The following is a 23,509-nucleotide window of genomic DNA, read 5'->3' on the forward strand; positions in this document are numbered from 1 at the left end:
CTAACTGATACTAATTGCCCGTAAGGCTTGATCCTATAACAAGTCTGCCTTGTAGATCGGCGCCGTGCGCAAGCACTGGCCGCGATCCAAAGCGACAAGTTGGATTCTCGTGTGTGATACACACAACCTAAATTACTGCTTCTTCCCAGATTGGTTCTGTTGGCCACGCCAGCAGAACAACCCTCTTTGCCTGATGACCATAGCGAGTCGGTCCCACCCCTTCCCATCCCGAACAGGACCGTGAAACGACTCTACGCCGATGATAGTGCGGATTCCCGTGTGAAAGTAGGTAATCGTCAGGCTCCCTAAGCCAGAAACCCCCGCCCGACAAGGCGGGGGTTTTTGCATTTGTGCGGCGGAAATGTGCGGTGCGCCCGGTATAGGTTGCAGCTCGTGCCGACAGGCTAAACGGCAGCGGACCTGAGTGTCTGGCCCGCTGCGCTTGCATCGCAATCGTCGCTTGTCACAGTTACTAACGGTATCGAGTCTCGGGTACTGAGCTACCTGAACGATGGTGACTTGCGACGCCCACCATGGGCAATGCGCCGATCACATCGGCGTGATGATGAGCCGCTTGTCCTCGACAGTAATCCGGACGCGTTCTCCAGCCTCGAATCCCGCGTCCTCGAGCCATACTCCCGCGATTTTGATCCACGGGAAATACGTCGTGTTCAGCTTCCGGTGCGCTCTGATAGCACGGAGAACTCTAGACAAGGAATGATGGCGCGCTGACTCTTGAACCGTGACGAAGCGTTCCGTTACGACGGGGCGTGACTTATGATTGGCGTTAGCCATTTCCGACTCCTGGTGTGAGTTGGTTGTGGTCAGCGGGTCGTATGGGTGGCAGCCCATGCGGCCCGCGCTTTTTTGCGGTGACGCAATTTGAGTGTACCTAACTGGTCATCTCGAAATATGGAAAATGCAACGAGTGGCCAATCGGCATAGCTTCTTGAGTTTTCGCCGCAGGAAATCGCGGCGAGCGGAATCCAACGCCTACGCATGTGGTCGTGGTGAGGCGTCTGAGCGAGCCCGCAGCGCTTCATAAAGTTGGGCCGGCCCCAGCAAGATGTCCTTCAGGCCGTCGCGCACCCGCTCCGAATCGAGCGCTTGCTTGCTCATCGTGGTGTGCGCATCGAATGCGTCGATGATGGCGTGCATCAGAGCAGCCGTCAGGTCGGGGGAGTTGGCGAATTGCTCCTTGCTGTTGCTGGCGGCTTGTTGCACCAGTAGCGCGTTTTCCAGCAGTTTGCCCTTGAGCACGCCGTTCACGTACACGAGCTGGTCGTCGTCGGTCAGCTCACCGTCGAACAGGCCGTTGACCTTCTGGATGATTTCGTCGAGGAAGGCCTTTTCCCTTTCGTGGACTGCACCGCTGCCGACAGCATCCATCGGTGGGAGCTTAGGTATGTCTCCGTGGCCCAGGCTCAGTTGCTGGCGCCCGGTGTTTCTCAGGGTATGGTGCGTCAGCGTAACCTTGGACAGGTCAACCGCGTCGCGCTCACGACCGAATTCCAGGAGGGGGATTAGCCGCTTGTAGAAGAGGAAACGTTTCTCGATATCGGTATTACCGTAGTCAAAAATCTGCGACAGAAACGCATACAGGCGCAAGAACGCCCCCATGTCGTTCTTGAACAGGGCCAGGGCGTCGAGGGTGTCCTTGGCGGTCTGGGCGGCCCTGTTGTCATGCTGTGCCTCAGCCGCTGCCTTGTCTGCATGCGCAGCCTTGTAGCGCTTGAGCAGCCGGTCAGCGACGGGGGCGATAGCGGCCTGCAACTGTGCCTGGGTGCCCTTCGGGTCGAGTTCAACCTTCGCCACGCGGTTGACCTCGAAGTCGTCGTAGTAGCCAGCCGTGTCTAGCTTGGCACGCAGGTCATAGACATGGTGCGGGTCGGTCGTTGCCTCGAGCTGGGCGGTCTCATAGTACGTTTTGAAGGCCTTGAGGATTTCGGGCGCGTCGTTGACGAAGTCGAGGATGTACGTGTTGTCCTTTCCAAGGTAGGCGCGATTCAGGCGCGACAGCGTCTGCACGGCCTGTATGCCGCCGAGCATTTTGTCGACGTACATGCCGCAGAGCAACGGCTGGTCGAAGCCTGTCTGGAATTTATTGGCGACGAGCAGCAGATGATAGTCGGGTTCGGCGAAGGCGTCGCGGATGTCGCGTCCCTTCAGGCCGGGATTCAGTTCGCTGCTGGTCTCGGTCACGGACGCTGGATAACTGTCGGGGTCGTCGATTTCGCCGGAGAACGCCACCAGCACACCGAGCGGATAATTCTGTCTCTCGATGTACGCTCGAATTGCCTTCTGCCAGCGCACAGCCTCCTTGCGGCTCGCGACGACGACCATCGCTTTCGCCTTGCCGTCGAGCAGGGGCTGGACATTCTCGCGGTAGTGTTCGACGACAATTTGCACCTTTTGCGCAATGTTGTACGGATGCAGCCGGACCCACTGCATGATGCCCTTCATTGCGGCACTGCGTTCAACCTGCTTCTCGTCGTATTCCTCGCCGTCATGAGCCAGCTTGAACGCGAGCTTGTAGGTCGTGTAATTCTTGAGCACATCAAGGATGAAGCCTTCTTCGATGGCTTGGCGCATCGAATACACGTGAAACGGCTCCGGCAGACCGTCCGGTCCAGGGCGGCCAAACAGCTCCAGTGTCTTTTGCTTCGGCGTCGCGGTGAACGCAATATAGGTCAGCCCCTTGACGCCAGTCCGGGCCTCCATTTGCGCTGCGAGTAACGCTTCGGTGTCAATTTCGCCGCCATCCTGTAGGTCGGCCCATTCCTCGGCGGATAGCAACTGTTTGAGCTTGGATGCGGCCTCTCCGGTCTGCGAGCTATGCGCCTCATCTGCAATGACCGCGAAGCGCTTACCTTCAGTGGCAGACAGTTCTTGGACTGCCTGCAGCGCGAACGGAAAGGTCTGAATGGTGCAGACGATGATTTTCTTGCCGTCTTTTAGCGCCTGGCCGAGCTGGGCGCTTTTGCTGCCGTGCTCGTTGGTGATGGTGGCCACTATGCCGGTGGTGCGCTCGAAGTCGAAGATGGCATCCTGCAACTGGGCGTCGAGCACGGTGCGGTCCGATACCACAAGGACGCTGTCGAACATCTTGTGGTGGTCCGCATCGTGCAAGTCGGCGAGAAAGTGCGCCGTCCACGCAATCGAATTGGTCTTGCCCGAGCCCGCAGAGTGCTGAATCAGATAACGCTGACCAGCCCCCTGGGCCAGCACGTCGGCAACGAGCCTGCGTGTCGCATCGAGTTGGTGATAGCGCGGGAAGATGACATTCTGGAGCTGTTTCTTGTCATCGCGCTTGCCAATCAGGTAGCGGTGCAGGATGTTGAGCCAGCTGTCACGCGCCCACACCTCTTCCCACAGATAGGCAGTGGCAAAGCCTTCCGGATTGGGTACGTTCCCTGCGGCGCCGGCATTGCCACGGTTGAATGGCAGGAAGGAGGTGGCCGTGCCGGCCAGCCGGGTGGTCATCATCACCTCGGTCTGACTGACGGCGAAATGCACGAGCGCCCCGCCGGGAAAGCTGAGAAGGGGCTCGACCTGTCCGCTCTTCGGCTGCGGATTACGGTCAAAACGGTACTGGTCCACTGCGTCCTGCACGCTCTGCGTAAAGTCTGATTTCAGTTCGGCGGTCGCGACGGGGATGCCATTAACGAACATCACGAGGTCCAGCGCGTCCTGCGGCTGGTTCGGCGAATGACGGACCTGGCGCACCACGCGCAGACGGTTGGCAGCATAGCGCTGCTGGATGACTGGGTTGATGGCTAGCGCGGGTTTGAACTGCACTAGCAAGAGCGGCTCTTTCAGGCCCAACATCTCGACGCCCCGACGCAGCACATCGAGCGTGCCACGCTCGTTCAGGCTCTTGCGGACCCGTTCAGCCAGACGCTCGTGAAGCGCGGGACCATGCGTCTTGCTCAGGCGCTGCCAGGTATCGGGCTGGGTAGTTTCAATCCACGCCAGCAGGTCGGGCATGAAGAGCGCGTTGGTGCGGTCGAAGTGCGCTGCATCATCTTCGGCGTAGAGCCATCCATTGGTCGCGAGGGACTCGCAGATTTCGGCTTCGAAGTGATGTTCTTGGTGCAGGTCGCTCATGGATGGCCCCGGTACGTTCAATATTGTTCTTGGGTAAGGAGTGTGGAGGCCCGTTCAGCCTTCGGTGTAACTGCGTTGCAGCAGCGGTTTCGCGCGCTCCAGGTCTGCCTGCGTGCGTAGAGTCAGTTCGACATCGCCGGTGCCCCAGTGACCGATTTCACTGACGTCGCGGCTGAAACCGTCCTCCAGCGTGACCGACGCCGGGTCGAGCTTCAGCATAACCAGCAGCCGATTCGGATAGGCAATGACGCAGGCGAAATTCTTCAGGCGCCGGAAGGCCGTGTAGAACTTCAGGCGATTTTCCTGTACGTCGTCGCCCAGGGCGGTAACATAGCTGGCTGTCTGCGCGTATAGGTCGCGAATCTCGATGGGCGCGTGGGCAAGCTGCTCGTCCAGCGACCTGTCCTTGCCGCTAGACTTCGAGCTTTCCGGTTCGTCGACTATATCGGCCGGCGCAGGCTTGACCGCTGTAGCATCCGGGACGCTCTGGGCGTTCACCAGCTCAAGCAACAGCAGGTCGTCACCAAACAGCTTGTAGCGAAGCAGTTCGATATTGCGCGGAATCTGCTGGACCGCATGTTCGTCGTAACGCGTGAAATCGGCTGCAATGCATAGCAGGCGCGTGCCGGTCCACTCGATTTGGTCCGCTACATCCTTCCCCAGCTTTTCCATCACTAGCCAGCGGAACTCCGCCTGGTGGTCGAGCAGCCAGTCTAGGTAGAAGAGCCCCTGATTGATGACGTTTTCGTTGCTGTGACGCTTGTACTCGATGATGACGGGGCAACCGTTCTCGTCTAGGCCGAGGGAATCGATTCGGCCCTTGTGGGTCTTGCCGGTCGTATACTCGCTGGCGAGGAAGCGGACGCCGAGAAACGTCGGCAGGTTCGCTTCGATGAGGCCCTGCAACTGCTTCTCCAGCTTCGCGGCCTGGCTCGGTAGCTCGCTTGCGCTGCCGTTCGACAGGCGAAATAGCTGGATGTCGCTCATGCGGCCAGCTCCTGCAGCACGGCGCCGCGCACGTCGATTTTGCCGGTAACGGCGGAGGCAATTAGGGCACTGCGGCGCTCTTTAAGTAGGTCGATGGCGCGTTCGGCTTCGGCCCTCAAAGCATCTAGTTTCGCAGTTTCGACATTGAGGAACGTTGCAATCTGCGACTGCTCCTCAATTGGTGGGAACGCGAACCGATAGCGTCGAAGCTTTTCTGCGGGGAGATGTTCGATGGTTGTCTCGTTACCGCCGTAAGAGAAAACGCCATGATGCGCTGCCCAGAACAGGACGTAGTAAAAAAACTGGGTCGTATCTGTTTCAGCCGAGTATGGACGAAGCCTATGCAGAGCTTTTTGGTAGTAGCACTCGTCAAGGGTGCCTCTCCAAATAGCAGACCGGCCAGGATAACTGCCACCCTCATTGACCAATATGTCTCCCGGAGCAAGTCTAAATTTCTCTCGTGCATCCTCGTCGAAATCCATTACCGGGAGTTCATCGGTGTTGATGTACCCCCACTGGACGTCAAATACCCGAAGGTAAGGACGCAGGTGGTCGCCCGTAATCTTGGCCGAGTCGAGCATCTTCCCCAATTGGATGTTGTAACGATATGCCAGCGGCACTACCTTCCAATGCGCCGGCACGTCCCCCAGCCATACCACGCCGGAATCCTTCATCGGCGCGTCAGGGCTGAGGCCCCGCGTGACGGCGTGCGAGATGGTCGCCTGGCGCTTTTCTGTCAGCAGGGTGAGGAGCTTTTCCTGCTCGGCAATCAGCGAGTTAATCTTGCTGGTCTCCCGGTCGAGGAAGGCGGCGATGGCGGTCTGTTCTGGCAAGGGCGGAAACGCCCAAGCAAAGTTTCTGACGAAATCATCTGGCACGCGCTTCTGACCGCCCGCGCCGTACATGCTGGCTTCGCCCTGCTGACGGAAACCGGGCGAGCGAAAAATCCAGTTCAGGTACTCGCCGGAAGTATGGGCGGGCCTGGGTCGCGCAACAATAAGTTCCGTCGTGCCAAATCCGACCCCTCCTTGAAGTCCACGCATGAGCGCCCCCTTTCCGTTTTCGAAGCAGGGGGTGATTTTGGCGAGTGTCACATCTCCGTCGCGGAAATAGGTATATCCGGTTTCGACCTGTCGGATGGGGCGTGTTCGTTCGAGGTTCAAGGAGCCGTCGTCACCAATGGCTTCCATGGGCAGAAACGAAACCTCCTCATCGCGTTCGAAATCGTCGATTTCCGACCTGGACGGATTCAGTTCAGCGACAACGCGTAACCGCTTGAATTTCCAATGTGCCGGCACATCGCCAAGCCATTGCAATCCACTGCCCTGGTAGTTCGGATAAGTCGGCACGCTCATTCCGCCAATTCCTCGAGCATCTTCATGATGTTGGCGGACACCGCCTTCAGCTCCTCGTCGATTGTGTGCAGGTCGCGGGGCGGTTCGAACACATAGAAGTGCCGGTTGAACGGAATTTCATAGCCAACCTTGCTCTTCTCTTCATCTATCCAGGCGTCCGGTGCGTGCGGCAGCACCTCCCGGTCGAAGTACGCTCCGATATCCTCAGCGAGCGGCACGTTCTCGGTATCGCGCAACGCGCTGTCCGCCTGCGGCTTGCCCTTTTGCTTGCCCTTGATGCCGAACACGACATTACCGCGCTCATCACGCAGCGGCCGCTCCACCGTAATCGTCGTGTAGCCAAAGTCCTCGTTCCGGAAAATCCGCGAAATTGGCACGGACTTAAGTTTGCCCCCGGCTGGCACATCTGGGGCATTGCTGCCCGCCGGCACGACCCAACGACCAACTTCCGCGCCGTCGGCATTAAGCACCGTCGTGAGTTCAGCTTCCATGAAATCGCCGAATAGGCGCGTGACCGTGTCGATGTGGTCGTCGGACATTTCCCGGCGCTTGCTACCCAGGCTCTTTCGCATCTTCTGCCAGAAGCTGGACGCATCAATCAGTTGCACGTAACCCTTGCGCCTTGCAGGCTTCCTGTTCGAAAGAATCCACACGTAGGTCGCGATGCCCGTGTTGTAAAACATGTCGGTGGGCAGGCCGACGATGGCCTCCACCAGGTCGTTCTCCAGCACGTAGCGGCGGATTTCCGATTCGCCCGAACCGGCACCGCCAGTGAACAATGGCGAGCCGTTCAGCACGATGCCGAAGCGGCTGCCGCCATCCTGCGCCGGACGCATCTTGCTGATGAGGTGCAGCAGGAACAGCATCGAGCCATCCGACACGCGTGGCAGACCCGGACCGAAGCGGCCATCGAAACCTTTCTGTTCGTGCTCGGTCCGCACCGCCTTCTCGACCTTCTTCCACTCGACGCCGAACGGTGGATTGGAGAGCATGTAGTCGAACTTGCGCCCGCCATGACCGTCGTCCGAGAGCGTGTTGCCGGCGACAATGTTCGCGACGTCCTGGCCCTTGATAAGCATGTCCGCCTTGCAAATGGCGTACGACTCGTCGTTGAGTTCCTGGCCGAACATGGTCAGGCGGGCAGCCGGGTTGTGCTCCAGCAGATGTTCGCCCGCCACTGACAGCATGCCGCCGGTGCCGGCCGTCGGGTCGTAGATGGTCCGGACCACTGCGTTGCCCGGTGCGAGCACATCATCGTCCTCGATGAACAGCAGGTTGACCATCAGGCGGATGACCTCGCGCGGGGTGAAGTGTTCCCCGGCCGTCTCGTTCGAAATTTCCGCAAACTTGCGAATCAGCTCCTCGAACACCAGCCCCATCTGGGCGTTGTCGACGGCGGCGGGATGAAGGTCAATGTTCGCGAATTTCTCAGTCACCAGATAAAGCAGATTGGCCTTGGCCAGACGCTCAATCTGGGTGTAGAAGTCGAAGCGCTCAAAGATGTCGCGGGCGGCTGGCGAGAAGGCTTGGATGTAGGCGTACAGGTTCTGGCGGATATGGTCCTGGTCACCGAGAAGCTTGACCAGGTCGAGCGGGGATGTGTTGTAGAACGACTGGCCGGCCTTGCGGACGAGGAACGGGTCGGGATTCAGGCCGGCCTTCGTTTTGGCATCGAACTCCGCGAGCACTGCGGTCTTGGTGGATTCAAGAACGCAATCAAGACGGCGCAGGACCGTGAACGGCAGGATGACCCTGCCGTACTCCGACTGTTTGTAGTCGCCACGCAGCAGGTCTGCGACCGACCAGATAAACGAAGATAGCGCCTGATGATTCATCGATGATGCCTTATATGCGCAGATTGGAGTGTTGAGCCAGTCACCTTTTGCCTGTGCGGAACGCACAGTTGATCTCGATAACAGCAAGAAAAGGGCTTGATTTTACCCCTTACCTTTTACGGCGGGGCTGTCGTCGGATGCCTGATTCGAACTCGCGCTTCCTCAGATGAACTACCATCCGGCGAAGTTGGCGGAAGGAGATGTAACCTAGAACTACGCTCGAGGAGTGAATCAGACGGTAACTGTTGTCCTCGAGACATCGCTGGCGTGTCGGGATCAATGTGACGATTGAATTGTTAGGACAATCAGTTCGTCTCGTTGTCCCATGTAGATGAGTTCCCGAGAAAATCGTACTGTCGCTTTGATACGCGTTGTTTTCGCGTTACCCAAAAGGTGCGACACGAGGAATATCCCAACCGCCGGGCAAAAAATTCTAGTGAAGTAGAGCAATGAAGGACGTATTGAAACCGGTAAGATCGACTTGAACAAAAATTTCTTGGCCTGGATAGAGGAGCAAATTCTTCGGTTGATTGCACACGCGTGGCGCAATACGATGTCGATTGGCAATCAACCGGACCGGCGCTCCACGCGGCGAGCAAACTCGAACGGAATGAAAGACGAGGAGTTGTTCTGTCGCATTTCTGAGGCGGAGAAGGTGCCATTGGATACTAACTCTTGCTTTGAGATAGAAGACTCAAAGGTAATCATTGGGCGATCTTTTAGGTGTGAGCGGATGGCGAACTAGGTGCTCAGTATTGTACCCCATATAGCAGCTCTTTTTTTCAAATCCATATTCTATGATGGGGTGAGTTGTGGAAAATTTGAAATCATCAATTGAATTAAGTTATTTGTGTTTTCCACGATGCTTGCGAATAAACTCCCGGTATTCCGGGAGCGATTTCATGTGCGCATGCAGAGGCTCATCCGCATGACAACCGATGCACAAAACTTCGAGGTTCTCATCTCGGTTGTCGTGCTTCTGGCCGTTCCGATGGTGCACATGCAGGTACTTGGATTCTGCGCCGATTAGGATGATGGGGCACTTCTCGCACTTGAAGCCGCGCCGGCTACGCGTTTTGGCGGATACCTCCCCCCAGTCATCAGTATATGTGTTCATCGGTGCTGTCACTGACGAATACCTTGGTGTTACTGACATCAAATCCCGTGGATACTTGGCGAAGAAATCGACGAGTTTGAAATGCCCGACAATGGCAATACGATTTGAGCGAGCCATCTGCATGTCAAATCCATTCCAGTGGATATGGGCGAGACAGTTCTGACAAACACTCAGCCGTACTTGCTCGGACCGCACGCCACCATCCATTACGTTAACTTGAAAAAGGCCGGAATCGGAGTTGGCCACAACATATCGCTCAGCTCGCTGATTTCTATACATAGTTTCGAGCGTCTTGCAGTGCGAGAAGTGGTACTTAGGCATGTTTTCGCGATTCCCTATGACGGGAATATCTCTGATGTAAACTAAGACGCGATAGCCCTTATATGCGAGTGTGCCGTCATTCAGAACCTGAATCTGATCGGCAGTGACGTCAATTCCCTCACCCTGAAGACGCTCAATAACGGGCAATTCAATTTCGGTAAATTTAAGATCCGAGCCAAATTGCTCGATCAGGGGGGCACGCATCTTATGCCGCAGCCCGTTGAGTGTGGACCATGTCAAGAAATCAGGTAGCTTAATGGCCATTTTTTTGTAACTTCTGAGCAATGAGGTCCATCTTGTCGCTTGCGTTGGTAACAATGCGGAACTCGACGCGTTGGTTGGCGAGTTGCGCGGTAGCGGAACGAGCATCAGGTGATATTGGATGCGATGACGAAAGTCCGTTTGCTGTCACGTGCTGAATCAGCCACTTTTCCGTCGGTTGTACTGATTGCAACGACAACAGGTATTCGAGCGTGCTGCGCGTACGTGCTTGAGAGAGCTCCATGTTTTTGAAGTACGCGGTCCGCTCATCAGTGGTGCCAGTCCATGCCGCGCTTGTGTGTCCTTCAATGCGGATTTCCTTCACAGCGTCCTTGAACTGCGGCGACGTGAGTAGACCAACGTAGCGGGGGAAGAACCGTCCCAACACTTCCTTAAACCGTGGCCGAAGCTCCGATGACCCCGTTGCGAACAGCACCGTTGGGTCATTGAATCTGATGGTCATATCCCCAAGGATTTCCGCGTTCCACTGCTTAAGGTCTTTCTGGAACTCCTTTTGTAGTGCCAGCTGCATGTCCTTCTTCGTCGTCTCATACTCTTTGACGACCAACGTAGTGGTCTTCTCGACACGAAGCATGAATGCTGCGGTCAAAAGCATGAAGACCAACATCAGGCCGGTCATCAGGTCGGCCATTGGTATCCAATACGACTGATTGCTTTGTTCCGAGTCCACACTTCACCTCACGCAGCGCCAGCGATACGAACGACTTCGCGCAGGCGATCGGTGAGTGGCGTGTAGTCCGCCACAAACTTTTCTGACAGTGATGCCAGTTGCCTGCCAAGCGACTCGAGGCTCTTATTGAGTTCTTCCTGAAGGCCCTTGTCGAGAGCAACAACGCTCTGACGTACCGCCTCCATGGAGCGCGTAAGGCTATCATTCACGTCGGTCTGGGATTTTCGTAGAGTGTCGGTGAGGAGCTGTTTCATTTCTGATGAGGAGGCTTGCATCTGCGAGCCCAAGTTCCTTACAACATCCGATACATCAGCCTGCACTTTCGCCACGCCTTGTTTCATCGACTCAGTCATTTCATCAACCTTGCGCGAGAATTGCGGTGTGACGTCCTTCATCTGGAGTAACACCTCGGCCATCGAGCGCTGCGACTGATCAATCTGATGATGTTGCTGCGCGAGACCTCGTAACGTGTTCTCGAGTGCTGCTGCGGTATTCGCGAATCCGCCGGCCCTGTCAATGAAGACACCGAGACTGGCTGAAGCATTTCTCAAATCCTCCGCCGAGGATTTCTGGAGGACCTGCAGCTTATCCAACTCCTCCTTGTATTGCTGTTGCCAAACGACGAGCTTTTCAACAGCGGCGTTGAGGTGCCGGAAATTCTCGCCAAACTGTTCGCTTATTTTTGTGTTGAAGTCTCGGATGACCTCTTTTAGCGCGTCGATGAGTGCCTTCGAACCATCTTCCGACATACGTTGAGCGAACGTGTCAAAAGACGACCTGAGTGCACGTAATTCGTCGCCTTGCTCTTGACGCATTAGCTTAAGTTGAGACAGAAGACTGCCTTCTTCGGTCCCCGACAGGCTCCGCTGCAATCCCTGCGTCGCTGCAACGACATCATCGAGCGTGGCTGCCTTCGGGGTGCCTTCGGTCTGAGGTATCGGAGTTTTTCGAGTGTAATGCCGGTAGCGAAGAATCAACGATCCCGCGACGCCACTGACAGATGCCCAAAAAGCTGTTCTCACACCTTCCAAAAGATGCGGCACGCTGTCGGAGACATTGGTCGAATCGAAATGCAAGAGTGCCAGTGCAATGCTGAAAAAGCATCCCAAGATGCCAACGGTGGTCAATACTTCTGGGCCATGCGAAACAGAAAATCTGTCAAACTTACGAAACCCGAAGTACCACGTCAGTAGAACGTTCACCCCGATAAAAAACATTGTCGGAACATCTGTCAGGATGTCTGCCGCGGAGTCGCTGGCAAAGACGGACGGTGACAATGCGATGCCTACGAGGCAAAGGAAAATTCTTAGCATCATTATTCGATTGATCTCGCTGTGGTTTTTTGCATCTTCACGTTCAACGCCATAACGAATGCGGCCGGTATAGCTGCTAGCACCCAGGCTTCATTTGTTGGCATGGACGTCGCTTAGTCGTGACTACGGCATCATTTTTCTAAACTTTACACCATTATAAAAATTTGTCAGAGCTCGTGCTACGTTTCCTTCAAGCTGGCGGGGGCTTTTGGAATGATGGAGGGGAATTTATGTGCATTGATGGTCTCGGCATAAATTCGAACTATCAATGAAAAAGGCCCATAAGCTTGTCAGCCTATGGGCCCAGTATTTTTGCGTTATACGTCTAGTTACGAAGCACCTTATACGTCAATATTCCCCGCCCGCAACGCATTCGACTCAATAAACGCCCGCCGCGGCTCGACATCATCCCCCATGAGGGTAGTAAAGATCCCATCCGCAGCAATAGCATCCTCGATCTGCACACGCAGCAGACGCCGCACTGCCGGATCCATCGTCGTTTCCCACAGCTGCTCGGGGTTCATCTCGCCGAGGCCCTTATAGCGTTGCTTCGACACGTTCCGCTCAGCATCCGCCAACAGCCACTTCATCGCGCTCTTGAAGTCCGCCACGGCCATGCTGCGCTCACCGCGCTTGATGACCGCACCTTCCCCAATAAGCCCCTTGAACGTATTCGCCGTCGTCACGAGCTGCTGATAATCCGCCGTGTGCTGGAATTCCTGGTCGATGACCGAAACTCGCACGTTGCCGTGATGCGTGCGCTCGACATGCAGCGCCCGCTGTTCACGAACCGCGTCATACGAAGGCACAACCCGCACTTCGTTCTTCAGCGCTTCATCATGCAACGCAGCGTGCAGCGCCTTAGCCGAAGCCTCGGTCGACTCCTCATTGGAGAGATCGATCACCACCCCATCCATAACCGCTTCCAGCGCAGCCGGGTCGTACAACCGGCTCAACCGATCGATCACGCTCTGCGACAGCAGATACGACCTTGCCAGCTCCCCAAGCGCATCCCCAGAAATCGCCGCCGCATTCTCACCCGGCACCAGCTCCGAGCCTTGCAGCGCCAACCGCAGCATATGCGCGTTGAGCTCCACGTCATCCTTCAGATACCGCTCGTCCTTGCCCGCCTTGATCTTGTAAAGCGGCGGCTGCGCGATATACACGTACCCGCGCTCGATCATGTCCGGCATCTGGCGATACAGGAACGTGAGCAGCAGCGTCCGGATGTGCGCACCGTCGACGTCCGCGTCGGTCATGATGATGATGCGGTGATAGCGGAGCTTGTCGAGGTTGTAGTCTTCCTTGCCGATGCCGCACCCAAGCGCGGTCACGAGCGTGACGATCTGCTCCGACGACAGCAGCTTGTCGTAGCGCGCCTTTTCGACGTTCAGCACCTTGCCGCGCAGCGGCAGGATCGCCTGGAACTTGCGATCACGCCCTTGCTTCGCCGACCCACCTGCCGAGTCACCCTCGACGATGTAGATTTCGCACTTCGCCGGGTCTTTCTCCTGGCAGTCCGCGAGCTTGCCGGGCAGGCCGACGCCGTCGAGCACGCCCTTGCGGCGCGTCATCTCACGCGCCTTCCGCGCAGCATCCCGCGCCCGAGCAGCTTCAACGATCTTCCCGCAGATGATTTTCGCGTCGATCGGCGTTTCCAGCAGGAACTCTTCCAGCGCCTTCGCCACAACTTCCTCAACCGGCGCACGAACCTCGGAAGAAACCAGCTTGTCCTTCGTCTGCGAGCTGAACTTCGGCTCCGGTACCTTCACGGACAGCACGCACGACAGCCCTTCGCGCATGTCGTCGCCGGTCGTCTCGACCTTCGCCTTCTTCGCGATTTCGTTGTCGGTGATGTACTTGTTGATGACGCGCGTCATCGCGGCCCGCAGGCCGGTCAGGTGCGTGCCGCCGTCGCGCTGCGGAATGTTGTTCGTGAAGCACAGCACGTTCTCGTTGTAGCTGTCGTTCCACTGCATCGCGACTTCGACGCCCACGCCGTCCTTCTCGCCGTTCGCGAAGAACACGGTCGGGTGCAGGTTCGTCTTAGTCTTGTTGATGTACTCGACGAAGCCCTTCACACCGCCGGCGAACGCGAAATCGTCTTCCTTGCCCGAGCGCAGGTCGGTCAGACGAATCCGCACGCCGTTGTTCAGGAACGAGAGTTCACGCATCCGCTTCGCGAGGATGTCGTAGTGATACTCGACCGTGCCGAAAATGGTCGGATCGGCCATGAAATGCACTTCGGTGCCGCGGTTCTCGGTGTCGCCGGTCACGAGCATCGGCGACACTTCCACGCCGTCCACCACCTCGAGCACGCGATCCTGCGCGACGCCGCGGTGGAATTCCATGAAGCGCTTCTTGCCGTCGCGGCGCACGGTGAGGCGCAGCCAGCTCGACAGCGCGTTCACGCACGACACGCCCACGCCGTGCAGGCCGCCCGACACCTTGTAGCTGTTCTGGTCGAACTTGCCGCCGGCGTGCAGCTCGGTCATCACGATCTCGGCGGCGCTGCGCTTCGGCTCGTGCTTGTCGTTCATCTTCACGTCGGTCGGAATCCCGCGGCCGTTGTCGGTCACGGAAATCGAGTTGTCGGCGTGAATCGTCACGTGGATGTCGTTGCAGTACCCGGCCAACGCTTCGTCGATCGAGTTGTCGAGCACCTCGAACACGAGGTGGTGCAGACCGGTGCCGTCAGACGTGTCGCCGATGTACATCCCGGGGCGCTTGCGCACCGCCTCCAGACCTTCGAGGATCTGGATCGACGAAGCGCCGTAGCTGCTGTTATCGGGTTGCGAATTGTGCTGTTCACTCATGGATATCTTCCGGTTCTGCGGGGCCACTCTCGTGGCGGCGCGGTGCGTTTCAGCGAGAAATCGCCGGGCCGCTCCAGTTTCCTGGCCCGCCCGAAGTGCCGAAAAGGCACCAAAAGGGCGGGTTGTCGGTTCGCCATAAAAACGCCAAAGGGGCTTGCCGCCCCCTGGTGTGTGTCGCGATGTCGAGCGCGTCAGATGCGCATCGGCATCACGACATACTTGAACTCGTCGTTCTCGGGCACGGTGATCAGCGCGCTCGAGCTGGCGTCGCCGAGGCTCACCTGCACGGTGTCGACCTTCAGGTTCGCGAGCACGTCGAGCAGATACGTGACGTTGAAGCCGATGTCGACGGTATCGCCCTGGTAGGCGATTTCGAGTTCTTCCTGCGCCTCTTCCTGATCGGCGTTGGTCGACATGATCTTCAGCTGGCCCGGCGCGATGATGCAGCGCACGCCCTTGAACTTGTCCGAGGTCAGGATCGCCGCGCGCTGCAGCGAACGCTGCAGTTCTTCACGGCCGATCTCGAACGTGTTCTTGTGCGCCTTCGGGATCACGCGCTGGAAGTCGGGGAACTTGCCCTCGACGAGTTTCGACACGAGCTCGACCTGGCCGAACGTGAACTTGGCTTGGGTTTGCGCGATGTCGATGGTGACGGTGTCGTCGATGTCCTCGAGCAGGCGCTGCAGCTCGAGAATCGTCTTGCGCGGCACGATGACTTCCTGGCGGCCGAACGTGCCGCCTTCGAGCTTCATCGACGAGAACGCGAGGCGGTGGCCGTCGGTGGCCACGGCCATCAGCTGGTCGCCGTCGACGACGAGCAGCATGCCGTTCAGGTAGTAGCGGATGTCCTGCTGCGCCATCGCGAAGTGCACCATGCCGAGCAACTGGCGGAACGACTTCTGCGGGACGGTGAGCGTGGCGCCGAAATCCTTCGCCTGCGCGACGGTCGGGAACTCGTCGGCCGCCAGCGTCTGCAGTGCGAAGCGGCTCTTGCCCGATTGAACGGTGAGGCGCTTGTCGGCGAGCGACAGCGTGACCTGGCCGTCAGGCATCGCGCGCAGGATGTCGAGCAGCTTGCGGGCCGCGACGGTGGTCGCGATCTGGTCGCCGCCGACGCCGAAATCGGCGCGCGTGGTGATCTGCAGCTCCAGGTCGGTCGACAGGAATGAAACGTCCGGGCCGTTCTTGGTGATCAGCAGGTTGGCGAGGATCGGCAACGTATGGCGGCGTTCGACGATGCCGCTGACCGTTTGCAGCGGCCTGAGGAGGGTGTCTCGTTCGGTCTTGACCAGTTGCATAGAGTTCCTTCGTTGAGTAACGGCCTGCAGCGCAGCAGCCACGCAGCGCCCCGCCGGCCGGGCTCTTGGCCCGCCACCACCGGGGCGGTCAAACCAGTATTGTGCCTCAAAACCGAACCGCCCCCCTTAAATTGGGGCGGAGGCCGAATTATCAAGCGCGGTGCGCGCGCTCAGCCCTTCAGCGTCTGTTCCAGCACGTGCAGCTCGTGGTTGAGCTGCGCATCCTTGCTGCGCTCGTCGGCGATCTTGCGCACCGCGTGCAGCACGGTGGTGTGATCGCGCCCGCCGAACAGCTCGCCGATTTCCGGCAGGCTCTTCTGCGTGAGTTCCTTCGCCAGGTACATCGCAATCTGCCGCGGCCGCGCGATGTTCGCGGGGCGCTTCTTCGAGTACATATCCGCGACCTTGATGTTGTAGAAGTCGGCGACGGTCTTCTGGATGTTCTCGACCGAAATCTGCCGGTTCTGCACGGTCAGCAGGTCCTTCAGCGCTTCCTTGGTCAGCTCGATCGAGATCTCGCGGCCGTGGAACTTCGAATACGCGAGGATCTTGCGCAGCGCGCCTTCGAGTTCGCGCACGTTCGAGCGCAGATGCTTCGCGACGAAGAACGCGACGTCTTCCGACAGGTTCACGTATTCCGACTGCGCCTTGCGCATCAGGATCGCGACGCGCATTTCAAGCTCGGGCGGCTCGATCGCGACGGTGAGGCCCGAATCGAAGCGCGAGATCAGGCGATCGTCGATGCCGGAGATTTCCTTCGGATACGTGTCGCTGGTGATGATCACCTGCGCCTTGTTCGCGACCAGTGCCTCGAACGCGTAGAAGAATTCCTCTTGCGTGCGCGACTTGCCGGAGAAGAACTGGATATCGTCGATCAGCAGCAGGTCGAGCGAATGGTAGTAGCGCTTGAAGTCGTCGAACGCCTTGCGCTGGTACGCCTTCACCACGTCGGACACGTATTGTTCGGCGTGGATGTAGCGGATCCGCGCGCCGGCCTTGTCGAGCAGCAGCTGGTTGCCGATCGCGTGGATCAGATGGGTCTTGCCGAGGCCGACGCCGCCGTACAGAAACAGCGGGTTGTACGAGATGCCCGGGTTGTCCGCCACCTGGATCGCGGCGGCGCGCGCGAGCTGGTTCGCCTTGCCGGTCACGAAGTTGTCGAACGTGAGCACCGGGTTCAGCTTCGAACGTTCGTACATCGAATCGGCTTCGCCGCCGTTGGCGGGCGCGGCGCCCGGGCCCGGACGCCACGTGCGGCGGCCGGCCGCCGCTTCGTGCGCGGGCAGGCTCGGCAGGTCGATGTCGGCGTCGTCGGCGTTCAGATGGTGGGCGGCGGCCGCCGACGGCGTCATCGGCACGTCGGCCGGCGCGCTGGGCGCGGCGGCGGCATTCGCGGTCAGGTTGGCGGCGATCGCGGCGACCGTCGCGGCCGGGCCGCTCGGGGTCAGCGGCGCACGCGGGGCGGCCGGTGCGGTGCCTACGGCGGCGCTGCGCATGCCGGCCTTCGGATCGAGGACGAACTGGACTTCGATCGGCGTGTTCCAGAATTCACGGGCCAGATCGGAGATCCGGCCCGAAAACTGGCTCTTGACCCAGTCCAGCTTGAAGCGGTTCGGCGCGGCGATGGACAGCGTGTTCGCCGACGCATCGAAGGCCACCGGGGCCAAGGGTTTGATCCACGTCACGTACTGCTGGGGCGTCAGCTCGCGCTCCAGCAGTGCGGAACAGTGTTGCCAGAAATCGTTCATCAAGTAACTGTCGTTTTTTGCGTGCACAGCGCGGCTCGCCGGCGCCCTTGTCGCAGTCGCGCAACAAGGCCCGAAGCGGTCGTGCGAGCGTGCCTCGGACGCCTGCGTCACAGTCTTGGAGGGGCAGGCGCGAGCCGAAGCGGCGTGCGGGATTCTTGGAGATAAGGCGAGATTCTAACGCCAAACGCGGCCACAGCGGGACTTATCCACAGGCTGGGTTTGTGGGTCGCGGGGCCGGATCGGCGCGGCCCGGCACAGGCGAGCGACTCGTAAAGTATTGACCGTCAACGGAAAAACGGTTTAAATAGCGGGTTCCGCGAAAACCAATCCTGTATTCCCGGCGATTGCGTTCGCCCGAATGCCTCCGGTTAAGGGCACGCGGTCCCCTGAATTTCGACATTCTCGAACAAGTGAGAACATCATGAAACGTACTTACCAACCGTCCGTGACGCGCCGCAAGCGCACCCATGGCTTCCGTGTCCGCATGAAGACGGCAGGTGGCCGCAAGGTCATCAACGCTCGCCGCGCGAAGGGCCGCAAGCGCCTCGCCATCTAAGGCAGGTTGCGCGCTGTGTCCGCCGTCCGCAGTCCTGCGGAAGGTGCCGTCGAGCCGGGTGCGAATCCGTCGCAGACGAAAGCCGCCTTCCCGAAAGCTGCGCGACTTCTGAAAACGGATGAATTTTCATCCGTTTTTCGTTTGCGCCCCTGGCGGCGCTCCGCGCACTTCGTGATCTACGGCAAGCCGACCGGTCAGCCCGCACGCCTGGGGCTCGTCATCGGCAAGAAGTATGCGCCGCGTGCAGTAACACGTAACCTCGTGAAGCGGCTGGCGCGCGATCAGTTTCGCCTGCGCCGCGCCGAATTCGCCGGTTACGACCTGCTGCTGCGGCAGCACACGCGCTTCGACAAGAAAGCGCTGCCGAGCGCGGCTTCCGCCCCGCTCGCGGCGATGTGCGCGGCCGAGATCCGCGAACTGCTCGACAGGGCAGTCCGGGAAATCGCGCGCCGGGCGTCGAAGCCCGCGTCCGAGTGACGCATCCGTGCCCGGTGCGGCGTTCGCGCCCGCCCGGCCGGTTTTGACGCGGCGTCGTACGGCGCCGCCCAAGGTATGGAAACGGTATTGATCGCCTTGCTGCGCTTCTACAAGGTTGCCGTGAGCCCGATGCTCGGCAGCCGTTGCCGTTTTTATCCTTCCTGTTCGGATTACGCGCGCGAGGCAATCCAGTATCATGGCGCCGCGCGCGGCACGTATCTCGCCGTCAGGCGCGTGTGCCGATGCCACCCGTTTTCCGCGGGCGGCGTCGACCTCGTCCCGCCGCCCAACTCCGACACTCGCGCTCGCGGCGAAGCCGACGCGCGGTCCCATCGACTCTGAGACAACGCATGGATATCAAACGCACCGTCCTATGGGTGATCTTCTTCATGTCAGCTGTCATGCTGTACGACAACTGGCAGCGGGACCATGGACGCCCGTCGATGTTCTTCCCGAGCGCCACGCAGACGGCCCCGGCCGCTGCCGGCGGCGCATCGGGCACGGGCGCGACGAAGACCGCAGGTGACGTGCCTGCCGCCGCAGCCGGCGCCGCACCGTCGACGACGGCCCCGGCCGCGCAGGCGCAGCTCGTGAAGTTCTCGACCGACGTGTACGACGGCGAAATCGACACGCGCGGCGGCACGCTCGCGAAGCTGACGCTGAAGAAGCAGGGCGACGGCAAGCAGCCCGACCTGTACATCACGCTGTTCGACCACACGGCCGGCCACACGTATCTCGCACGCACGGGCCTGCTCGGCGGCGATTTCCCGAACCACAACGACGTCTACACGCAACTGAACCCCGGCTCGACGTCGCTGACGGGCGACCAGAACACGCTGAAGCTGTCGTTCGAATCGCCGGTGAAGGGCGGCGTGAAGGTCATCAAGACCTACACGTTCACGCGCGGCAGCTACGTGATCGGCGTCGACACCAAGATCGACAACGTCGGCACGGCCCCGGTCACGCCGACGGTCTACATGGAACTGGTGCGCGACAACACGGCCGTCGAAACGCCGATGTTCTCGCACACGTTCCTCGGGCCGGCGGTCTACACGGACGCGAAGCACTTCCAGAAGATCAACTTCAGCGACCTCGACAAGAACAAGGCCGACTACGTGAACTCCGCCGACAACGGCTGGGTCGCGATGGTGCAGCACTACTTCGCGTCGGCGTGGATCCCGCAGCAGGGCGTGAAGCGCGACATCTACGCTGAGAAGATCGATCCGACGCTGTATCGCATCGGCGTGAAGCAGCCGGTCGCCGCGATCGCGCCGGGCCAGTCGGCCGACGTGCAGGCGCGCCTGTTCGCCGGTCCGGAAGAAGAGCGCATGCTCGAAGGCATCGCGCCGGGCCTGGAGCTCGTGAAGGATTACGGCTGGGTGACGATCATCGCGAAGCCGCTGTTTTGGCTGCTCGAGAAGATCCACAGCTACGTCGGCAACTGGGGCTGGTCGATCGTGCTGCTGACGATCCTGATCAAGGCCGTGTTCTTCCCGCTGTCGGCTGCCAGCTACAAGTCGATGGCGCGCATGAAGGAAATCACGCCGCGCATGCAGGCGCTGCGCGAACGCTTCAAGAGCGATCCGCAGAAGATGAACGCCGCGCTGATGGAGCTGTACAAGACGGAGAAGGTCAATCCGTTCGGCGGCTGCCTGCCGGTCGTGATCCAGATCCCGGTGTTCATCTCGCTGTACTGGGTGCTGCTCGCATCGGTCGAAATGCGCGGCGCGCCGTGGATTCTGTGGATTCACGACCTGTCGCAGCGCGATCCGTTCTTCATCCTGCCGGTGCTGATGGCCGTGTCGATGTTCGTGCAGACGAGCCTGAACCCGACGCCGCCGGACCCGGTCCAGGCGAAGATGATGAAGTTCATGCCGATCGCGTTCTCGGTGATGTTCTTCTTCTTCCCGGCCGGTCTCGTGCTGTACTACGTCGTGAACAACGTGCTGTCGATCGCGCAGCAGTACTACATCACGCGCAAGCTCGGCGGCGTGAAGAAGAAGCCGGCCTGACGTTCGCTGCATTCGCGGGTGGCCAGCCGCCCGCGATGCTCGCAAAAAAAGCCGCATGGTTCGTGACCATGCGGCTTTTTGTTTTCCTGGCGGTGGCGCGTGCGGCTGCTGCCGTTCAGGCCTTCTTCGCTTCGAGTTTCGGATCGCCGTAGAACTGCTCGACCAGTTCCTGCACGAGGTAGCGCTGATGCGGAGACAGCGCCTCGATCTTCGATGCGAGTTCGATCGTCTCGGGCGTCGGCGGGTAGCGTTCGTCGCGCGGCAGCGGTTGCGGCGTCGGATGTTCGACCACGCTCGGCGACGGCCCGTAATGCAGCCAGTGCACTTCGACGCGTAACCATTCGGCCAGCGTTTCGAGTTTGTCCGACGTCGGAATCGTGCGGCCCGTCAGCCATTTGTGCGCGGTTTGCGGCGAAACAGGATGCGTTCCGCGGTGACGCAGATTGAATCGGTTCGCCAGTTCCGTCGCGCCCGTGACCTTCTCCGGGCTGCGCCGCAGGGCGAATTTCAGGCGTTCCGAGAACGCGGCTTTTTCTTCGGATGTCGGCATGAGGGAGATTGTGCAATTCCATCGCCGCGTCCCAGACAACCATATAGGATAAACGTATCTCTTTCAGACGAATCCCAACCCTGATCAGGATGATCGATGAAATTGAGGGACGTAGTGCCGAGCCCCTCCGGCACGCATACTTGTCCGAAACGGTGGGCGGCTCATCACGCTGAGCTGATACTCGGCTTATCCCCGTCGGGATAAATTCGGGCATGTCCGAATCCGGCGTCGCGGCCGGTGGCGCGTGAGCCGGCACGCTACAATGCCGGCGTTCCGATGCCCGAATTGTTGCGCGGGCGCACCATTGACTCGCCGATTACCCGATTTCTCGAATTCCCATGCTCGCTACCGATTCCGATCCGATCGTCGCCATTGCCACTGCTGCCGGCCGGGGCGGCATCGGGGTCGTCCGCGTGTCGTTCGGGCGCGGCGGCGAGGTGGCCGCGCTGCCGCTGATCGACGCGTTGTGCGGGCAAAAGCTCGTGCCGCGCCATGCGAGCTACGTGCCGTTCCTCGACGAGCATGGCGCGCCGCTCGACCGTGGGATCGCGCTGTATTTCCCGGCGCCGCATTCGTACACCGGCGAGCACGTGCTCGAGCTGCAGGGGCATGGCGGGCCGATCGTGATGCAGCTGCTGCTGCAGCGCTGCCTGGATGCGGGGCGCGGCTTCGGGCTGCGGCTCGCGGAGCCGGGCGAGTTCACGCGGCGCGCGTTCCTGAACGACAAGCTCGATCTCGCGCAGGCCGAGGCCGTCGCCGATCTGATCGAGGCCAGCACCGAGGCGGCCGCGCGCTCGGCCGGGCGTTCGCTCGACGGCGCGTTCTCGCGACAGATCCACGCGCTCGTCGACGACGTGATCACGCTGCGGATGCTGGTCGAGGCGACGCTCGATTTTCCGGAGGAGGAAATCGACTTCCTGGAAGCGGCCGACGCGCGCGGCAAGCTCGCGAAGATCCGCGCGCAGCTCGCGCACGTGCTCGGCGATGCGCGGCAGGGCGCGCTGTTGCGCGAAGGGTTGTCTGTCGTGCTCGCGGGGCAGCCGAACGTCGGCAAGTCGTCGCTGCTGAATGCGCTGGCGGGCGCCGAGCTGGCGATCGTCACGCCGATCGCCGGCACGACGCGCGACAAGGTCGCGCAGACGATTCAGGTCGAAGGGATTCCGCTGCACATCATCGATACGGCGGGGCTGCGCGAGACGGAAGACGAAGTCGAGCGGATCGGCATTGCGCGCACGTGGAGCGAGATCGAGCGCGCGGACGTCGTGCTGCATCTGCTCGATTCGCGCACGGGAATGACGCCGGACGACGAAGTGATCGCCGCGCGGTTTCCGGGCGGCGTGCCGGTGGTGCGCGTGTTGAACAAGACGGATTTGACGGGCGTGCCGGCGTGTGTCGAGCATCCGGCGGCGGAAGGCGATTTGACCGAGGTGCATCTGTCGGCGAAGCGCGGCGACGGGATCGACATGCTGCGCGCGGAGCTGTTGCGGATTGCCGGGTGGCAGGCGGGGGCCGAGGGCGTGTATCTGGCGCGCGAGCGGCATCTGATCGCGCTGCGGGCCGCGCAGGAGCATCTGGCGCAGGCGGCGGATCATGCGGAGCAGCGCGCGCAGTCGCTCGATCTGTTTGCCGAGGAACTGCGGCTCGCGCAGGAGCAGCTCAATGCGATTACCGGGGAGTTCACGTCGGATGATCTGCTGGGGGTGATTTTCAGCAGGTTTTGTATCGGGAAGTGAGCGGACGCTGAACCGTACGTTGCCGCGGCCAGCGGCGTGTCGTGGAGTACGAACGGCATGGGCGCTCATGCATCGTCATTGCCGGATGCCGAAACGAATTCGAACATCCGGAAGGATGATGCAATGCTCGGCCGGGAGGCCTCAATCCCAATGCCGATGATGGTGATAATACCCACCCCCACCGTAATACCCGCCACCATCCGGCACCACGATACAGCCGCTCAACAACACGGCGACGCCTGCAATCAACAAAAGGGCCTTCTTCATCGCGTTCACCTGCTCGGGGTTCAATATGAAACCCAGCATAGCGAGCGGCTCCGGCCCGGGCTGTA

18 protein-coding genes and 1 rRNA gene are annotated in these 23,509 nt (G+C 59.9%); 6 read left to right on the plus strand and 13 right to left on the minus strand.

Annotated features, from left to right (window positions below; translation table 11 throughout):
• Positions 1–189 precede the first annotated feature (189 nt).
• Positions 190–302 (plus strand): 5S ribosomal RNA (gene rrf / locus QZM72_RS32500).
• A 247-nt stretch (positions 303–549) separates the two neighbouring features.
• On the opposite strand, the gene QZM72_RS32505 is transcribed toward rrf, so the two are convergent.
• The 11 genes from QZM72_RS32505 to dnaA all read right to left on the minus strand — a co-directional run bounded on the left by QZM72_RS32505 (position 550) and on the right by dnaA (position 17,849).
• Positions 550–795: a SymE family type I addiction module toxin gene (locus tag QZM72_RS32505; RefSeq protein ID WP_059608924.1), complete on the minus strand. Its 246-nt coding sequence runs from the start codon at positions 793–795 to the stop codon at positions 550–552.
• A 198-nt stretch (positions 796–993) separates the two neighbouring features.
• The gene (locus QZM72_RS32510) at positions 994–4,107 is read right to left on the minus strand and encodes a type I restriction endonuclease subunit R (RefSeq protein ID WP_301740159.1); all 3,114 of its coding nucleotides are present in this window, start codon (positions 4,105–4,107) and stop codon (positions 994–996) included.
• A gap of 54 nt (positions 4,108–4,161) precedes the next feature.
• Positions 4,162–5,094, minus strand: a complete 933-nt coding sequence (locus QZM72_RS32515; protein ID WP_301740160.1) for a DUF5655 domain-containing protein — start codon at positions 5,092–5,094, stop codon at positions 4,162–4,164.
• Entirely contained in the window at positions 5,091–6,449 is a 1,359-nt protein-coding gene (locus QZM72_RS32520; protein ID WP_301740161.1) for a restriction endonuclease subunit S, read from the minus strand. The genes QZM72_RS32515 and QZM72_RS32520 overlap by 4 nt, the downstream gene beginning before the upstream one ends.
• Positions 6,446–8,284: a class I SAM-dependent DNA methyltransferase gene (locus tag QZM72_RS32525; RefSeq protein ID WP_301740162.1), complete on the minus strand. Its 1,839-nt coding sequence runs from the start codon at positions 8,282–8,284 to the stop codon at positions 6,446–6,448. Before QZM72_RS32525 ends, QZM72_RS32520 begins: the two co-directional genes overlap by 4 nt.
• 844 nt (positions 8,285–9,128) lie before the next feature.
• Positions 9,129–9,986: an HNH endonuclease gene (locus QZM72_RS32530; RefSeq protein ID WP_301740163.1), complete on the minus strand. Its 858-nt coding sequence runs from the start codon at positions 9,984–9,986 to the stop codon at positions 9,129–9,131.
• Entirely contained in the window at positions 9,976–10,635 is a 660-nt protein-coding gene (locus tag QZM72_RS32535; protein ID WP_226159177.1) for an OmpA family protein, read from the minus strand. Before QZM72_RS32535 ends, QZM72_RS32530 begins: the two co-directional genes overlap by 11 nt.
• A gap of 47 nt (positions 10,636–10,682) precedes the next feature.
• On the minus strand, positions 10,683–11,951 hold the full coding sequence (locus QZM72_RS32540) for a hypothetical protein (RefSeq protein WP_301740164.1): 1,269 nt from the start codon (positions 11,949–11,951) through the stop codon (positions 10,683–10,685).
• A gap of 377 nt (positions 11,952–12,328) precedes the next feature.
• Complete coding sequence (gyrB, locus tag QZM72_RS32545) at positions 12,329–14,803, minus strand: DNA topoisomerase (ATP-hydrolyzing) subunit B (RefSeq protein WP_011546516.1); 2,475 nt, start codon at positions 14,801–14,803, stop codon at positions 12,329–12,331.
• A 191-nt stretch (positions 14,804–14,994) separates the two neighbouring features.
• Positions 14,995–16,101, minus strand: a complete 1,107-nt coding sequence (gene dnaN / locus QZM72_RS32550; protein WP_006490996.1) for a DNA polymerase III subunit beta — start codon at positions 16,099–16,101, stop codon at positions 14,995–14,997.
• Between the two features lie 170 nt (positions 16,102–16,271).
• The gene (gene dnaA, locus QZM72_RS32555) at positions 16,272–17,849 is read right to left on the minus strand and encodes a chromosomal replication initiator protein DnaA (protein WP_301740165.1); all 1,578 of its coding nucleotides are present in this window, start codon (positions 17,847–17,849) and stop codon (positions 16,272–16,274) included.
• A 421-nt stretch (positions 17,850–18,270) separates the two neighbouring features.
• Here dnaA and rpmH point away from each other — a divergent pair, with 421 nt between their 5' ends.
• From rpmH to yidC, 4 genes are all read left to right on the plus strand, one after another.
• Positions 18,271–18,405 carry a 50S ribosomal protein L34 gene (gene rpmH / locus QZM72_RS32560; protein WP_004198824.1) on the plus strand — a complete coding sequence of 45 codons (135 nt, stop codon included), beginning with the start codon at positions 18,271–18,273 and terminating at the stop codon, positions 18,403–18,405.
• A gap of 15 nt (positions 18,406–18,420) precedes the next feature.
• Positions 18,421–18,882: a ribonuclease P protein component gene (gene rnpA / locus QZM72_RS32565; RefSeq protein ID WP_006489941.1), complete on the plus strand. Its 462-nt coding sequence runs from the start codon at positions 18,421–18,423 to the stop codon at positions 18,880–18,882.
• 75 nt (positions 18,883–18,957) lie between these two features.
• A complete protein-coding gene (gene yidD, locus QZM72_RS32570) occupies positions 18,958–19,224 on the plus strand; it encodes a membrane protein insertion efficiency factor YidD (protein ID WP_089468780.1) in 267 nt (88 codons plus the stop codon).
• Between the two features lie 8 nt (positions 19,225–19,232).
• Entirely contained in the window at positions 19,233–20,894 is a 1,662-nt protein-coding gene (gene yidC / locus QZM72_RS32575; protein ID WP_089468779.1) for a membrane protein insertase YidC, read from the plus strand.
• Between the two features lie 115 nt (positions 20,895–21,009).
• Here yidC and QZM72_RS32580 read toward each other — a convergent pair whose 3' ends face one another.
• A complete protein-coding gene (locus QZM72_RS32580; RefSeq protein WP_050018236.1) occupies positions 21,010–21,444 on the minus strand; it encodes a transcriptional regulator in 435 nt (144 codons plus the stop codon).
• A 338-nt stretch (positions 21,445–21,782) separates the two neighbouring features.
• Between QZM72_RS32580 and mnmE the strand changes: the two genes are divergently transcribed.
• Positions 21,783–23,177, plus strand: coding sequence for a tRNA uridine-5-carboxymethylaminomethyl(34) synthesis GTPase MnmE (gene mnmE, locus QZM72_RS32585; RefSeq protein ID WP_089468778.1), 1,395 nt, complete (start codon positions 21,783–21,785; stop codon positions 23,175–23,177).
• Between the two features lie 141 nt (positions 23,178–23,318).
• Here mnmE and QZM72_RS32590 read toward each other — a convergent pair whose 3' ends face one another.
• Positions 23,319–23,483 carry a hypothetical protein gene (locus tag QZM72_RS32590; protein WP_179233428.1) on the minus strand — a complete coding sequence of 55 codons (165 nt, stop codon included), beginning with the start codon at positions 23,481–23,483 and terminating at the stop codon, positions 23,319–23,321.
• Positions 23,484–23,509: the final 26 nt, after the last annotated feature.

The organism is Burkholderia sp. AU45388, from assembly GCF_030481585.1.
In the GTDB taxonomy this organism is placed as follows: domain Bacteria; phylum Pseudomonadota; class Gammaproteobacteria; order Burkholderiales; family Burkholderiaceae; genus Burkholderia; species Burkholderia sola.

Coding starts and splice junctions, on each gene's coding strand:
- QZM72_RS32505 (WP_059608924.1), bottom strand. CDS start 795: ATGGCTAACGCCAATCATAAGTCACGCCCCGTCGTAACGGAACGCTTC.
- QZM72_RS32510 (WP_301740159.1), bottom strand. CDS start 4,107: ATGAGCGACCTGCACCAAGAACATCACTTCGAAGCCGAAATCTGCGAG.
- QZM72_RS32515 (WP_301740160.1), bottom strand. CDS start 5,094: ATGAGCGACATCCAGCTATTTCGCCTGTCGAACGGCAGCGCAAGCGAG.
- QZM72_RS32520 (WP_301740161.1), bottom strand. CDS start 6,449: ATGAGCGTGCCGACTTATCCGAACTACCAGGGCAGTGGATTGCAATGG.
- QZM72_RS32525 (WP_301740162.1), bottom strand. CDS start 8,284: ATGAATCATCAGGCGCTATCTTCGTTTATCTGGTCGGTCGCAGACCTG.
- QZM72_RS32530 (WP_301740163.1), bottom strand. CDS start 9,986: ATGGCCATTAAGCTACCTGATTTCTTGACATGGTCCACACTCAACGGG.
- QZM72_RS32535 (WP_226159177.1), bottom strand. CDS start 10,635: ATGGCCGACCTGATGACCGGCCTGATGTTGGTCTTCATGCTTTTGACC.
- gyrB (WP_011546516.1), bottom strand. CDS start 14,803: ATGAGTGAACAGCACAATTCGCAACCCGATAACAGCAGCTACGGCGCT.
- dnaN (WP_006490996.1), bottom strand. CDS start 16,101: ATGCAACTGGTCAAGACCGAACGAGACACCCTCCTCAGGCCGCTGCAA.
- dnaA (WP_301740165.1), bottom strand. CDS start 17,849: ATGAACGATTTCTGGCAACACTGTTCCGCACTGCTGGAGCGCGAGCTG.
- rpmH (WP_004198824.1), top strand. CDS start 18,271: ATGAAACGTACTTACCAACCGTCCGTGACGCGCCGCAAGCGCACCCAT.
- yidD (WP_089468780.1), top strand. CDS start 18,958: ATGGAAACGGTATTGATCGCCTTGCTGCGCTTCTACAAGGTTGCCGTG.
- yidC (WP_089468779.1), top strand. CDS start 19,233: ATGGATATCAAACGCACCGTCCTATGGGTGATCTTCTTCATGTCAGCT.
- QZM72_RS32580 (WP_050018236.1), bottom strand. CDS start 21,444: ATGCCGACATCCGAAGAAAAAGCCGCGTTCTCGGAACGCCTGAAATTC.
- mnmE (WP_089468778.1), top strand. CDS start 21,783: ATGCTCGCTACCGATTCCGATCCGATCGTCGCCATTGCCACTGCTGCC.
- QZM72_RS32590 (WP_179233428.1), bottom strand. CDS start 23,483: ATGCTGGGTTTCATATTGAACCCCGAGCAGGTGAACGCGATGAAGAAG.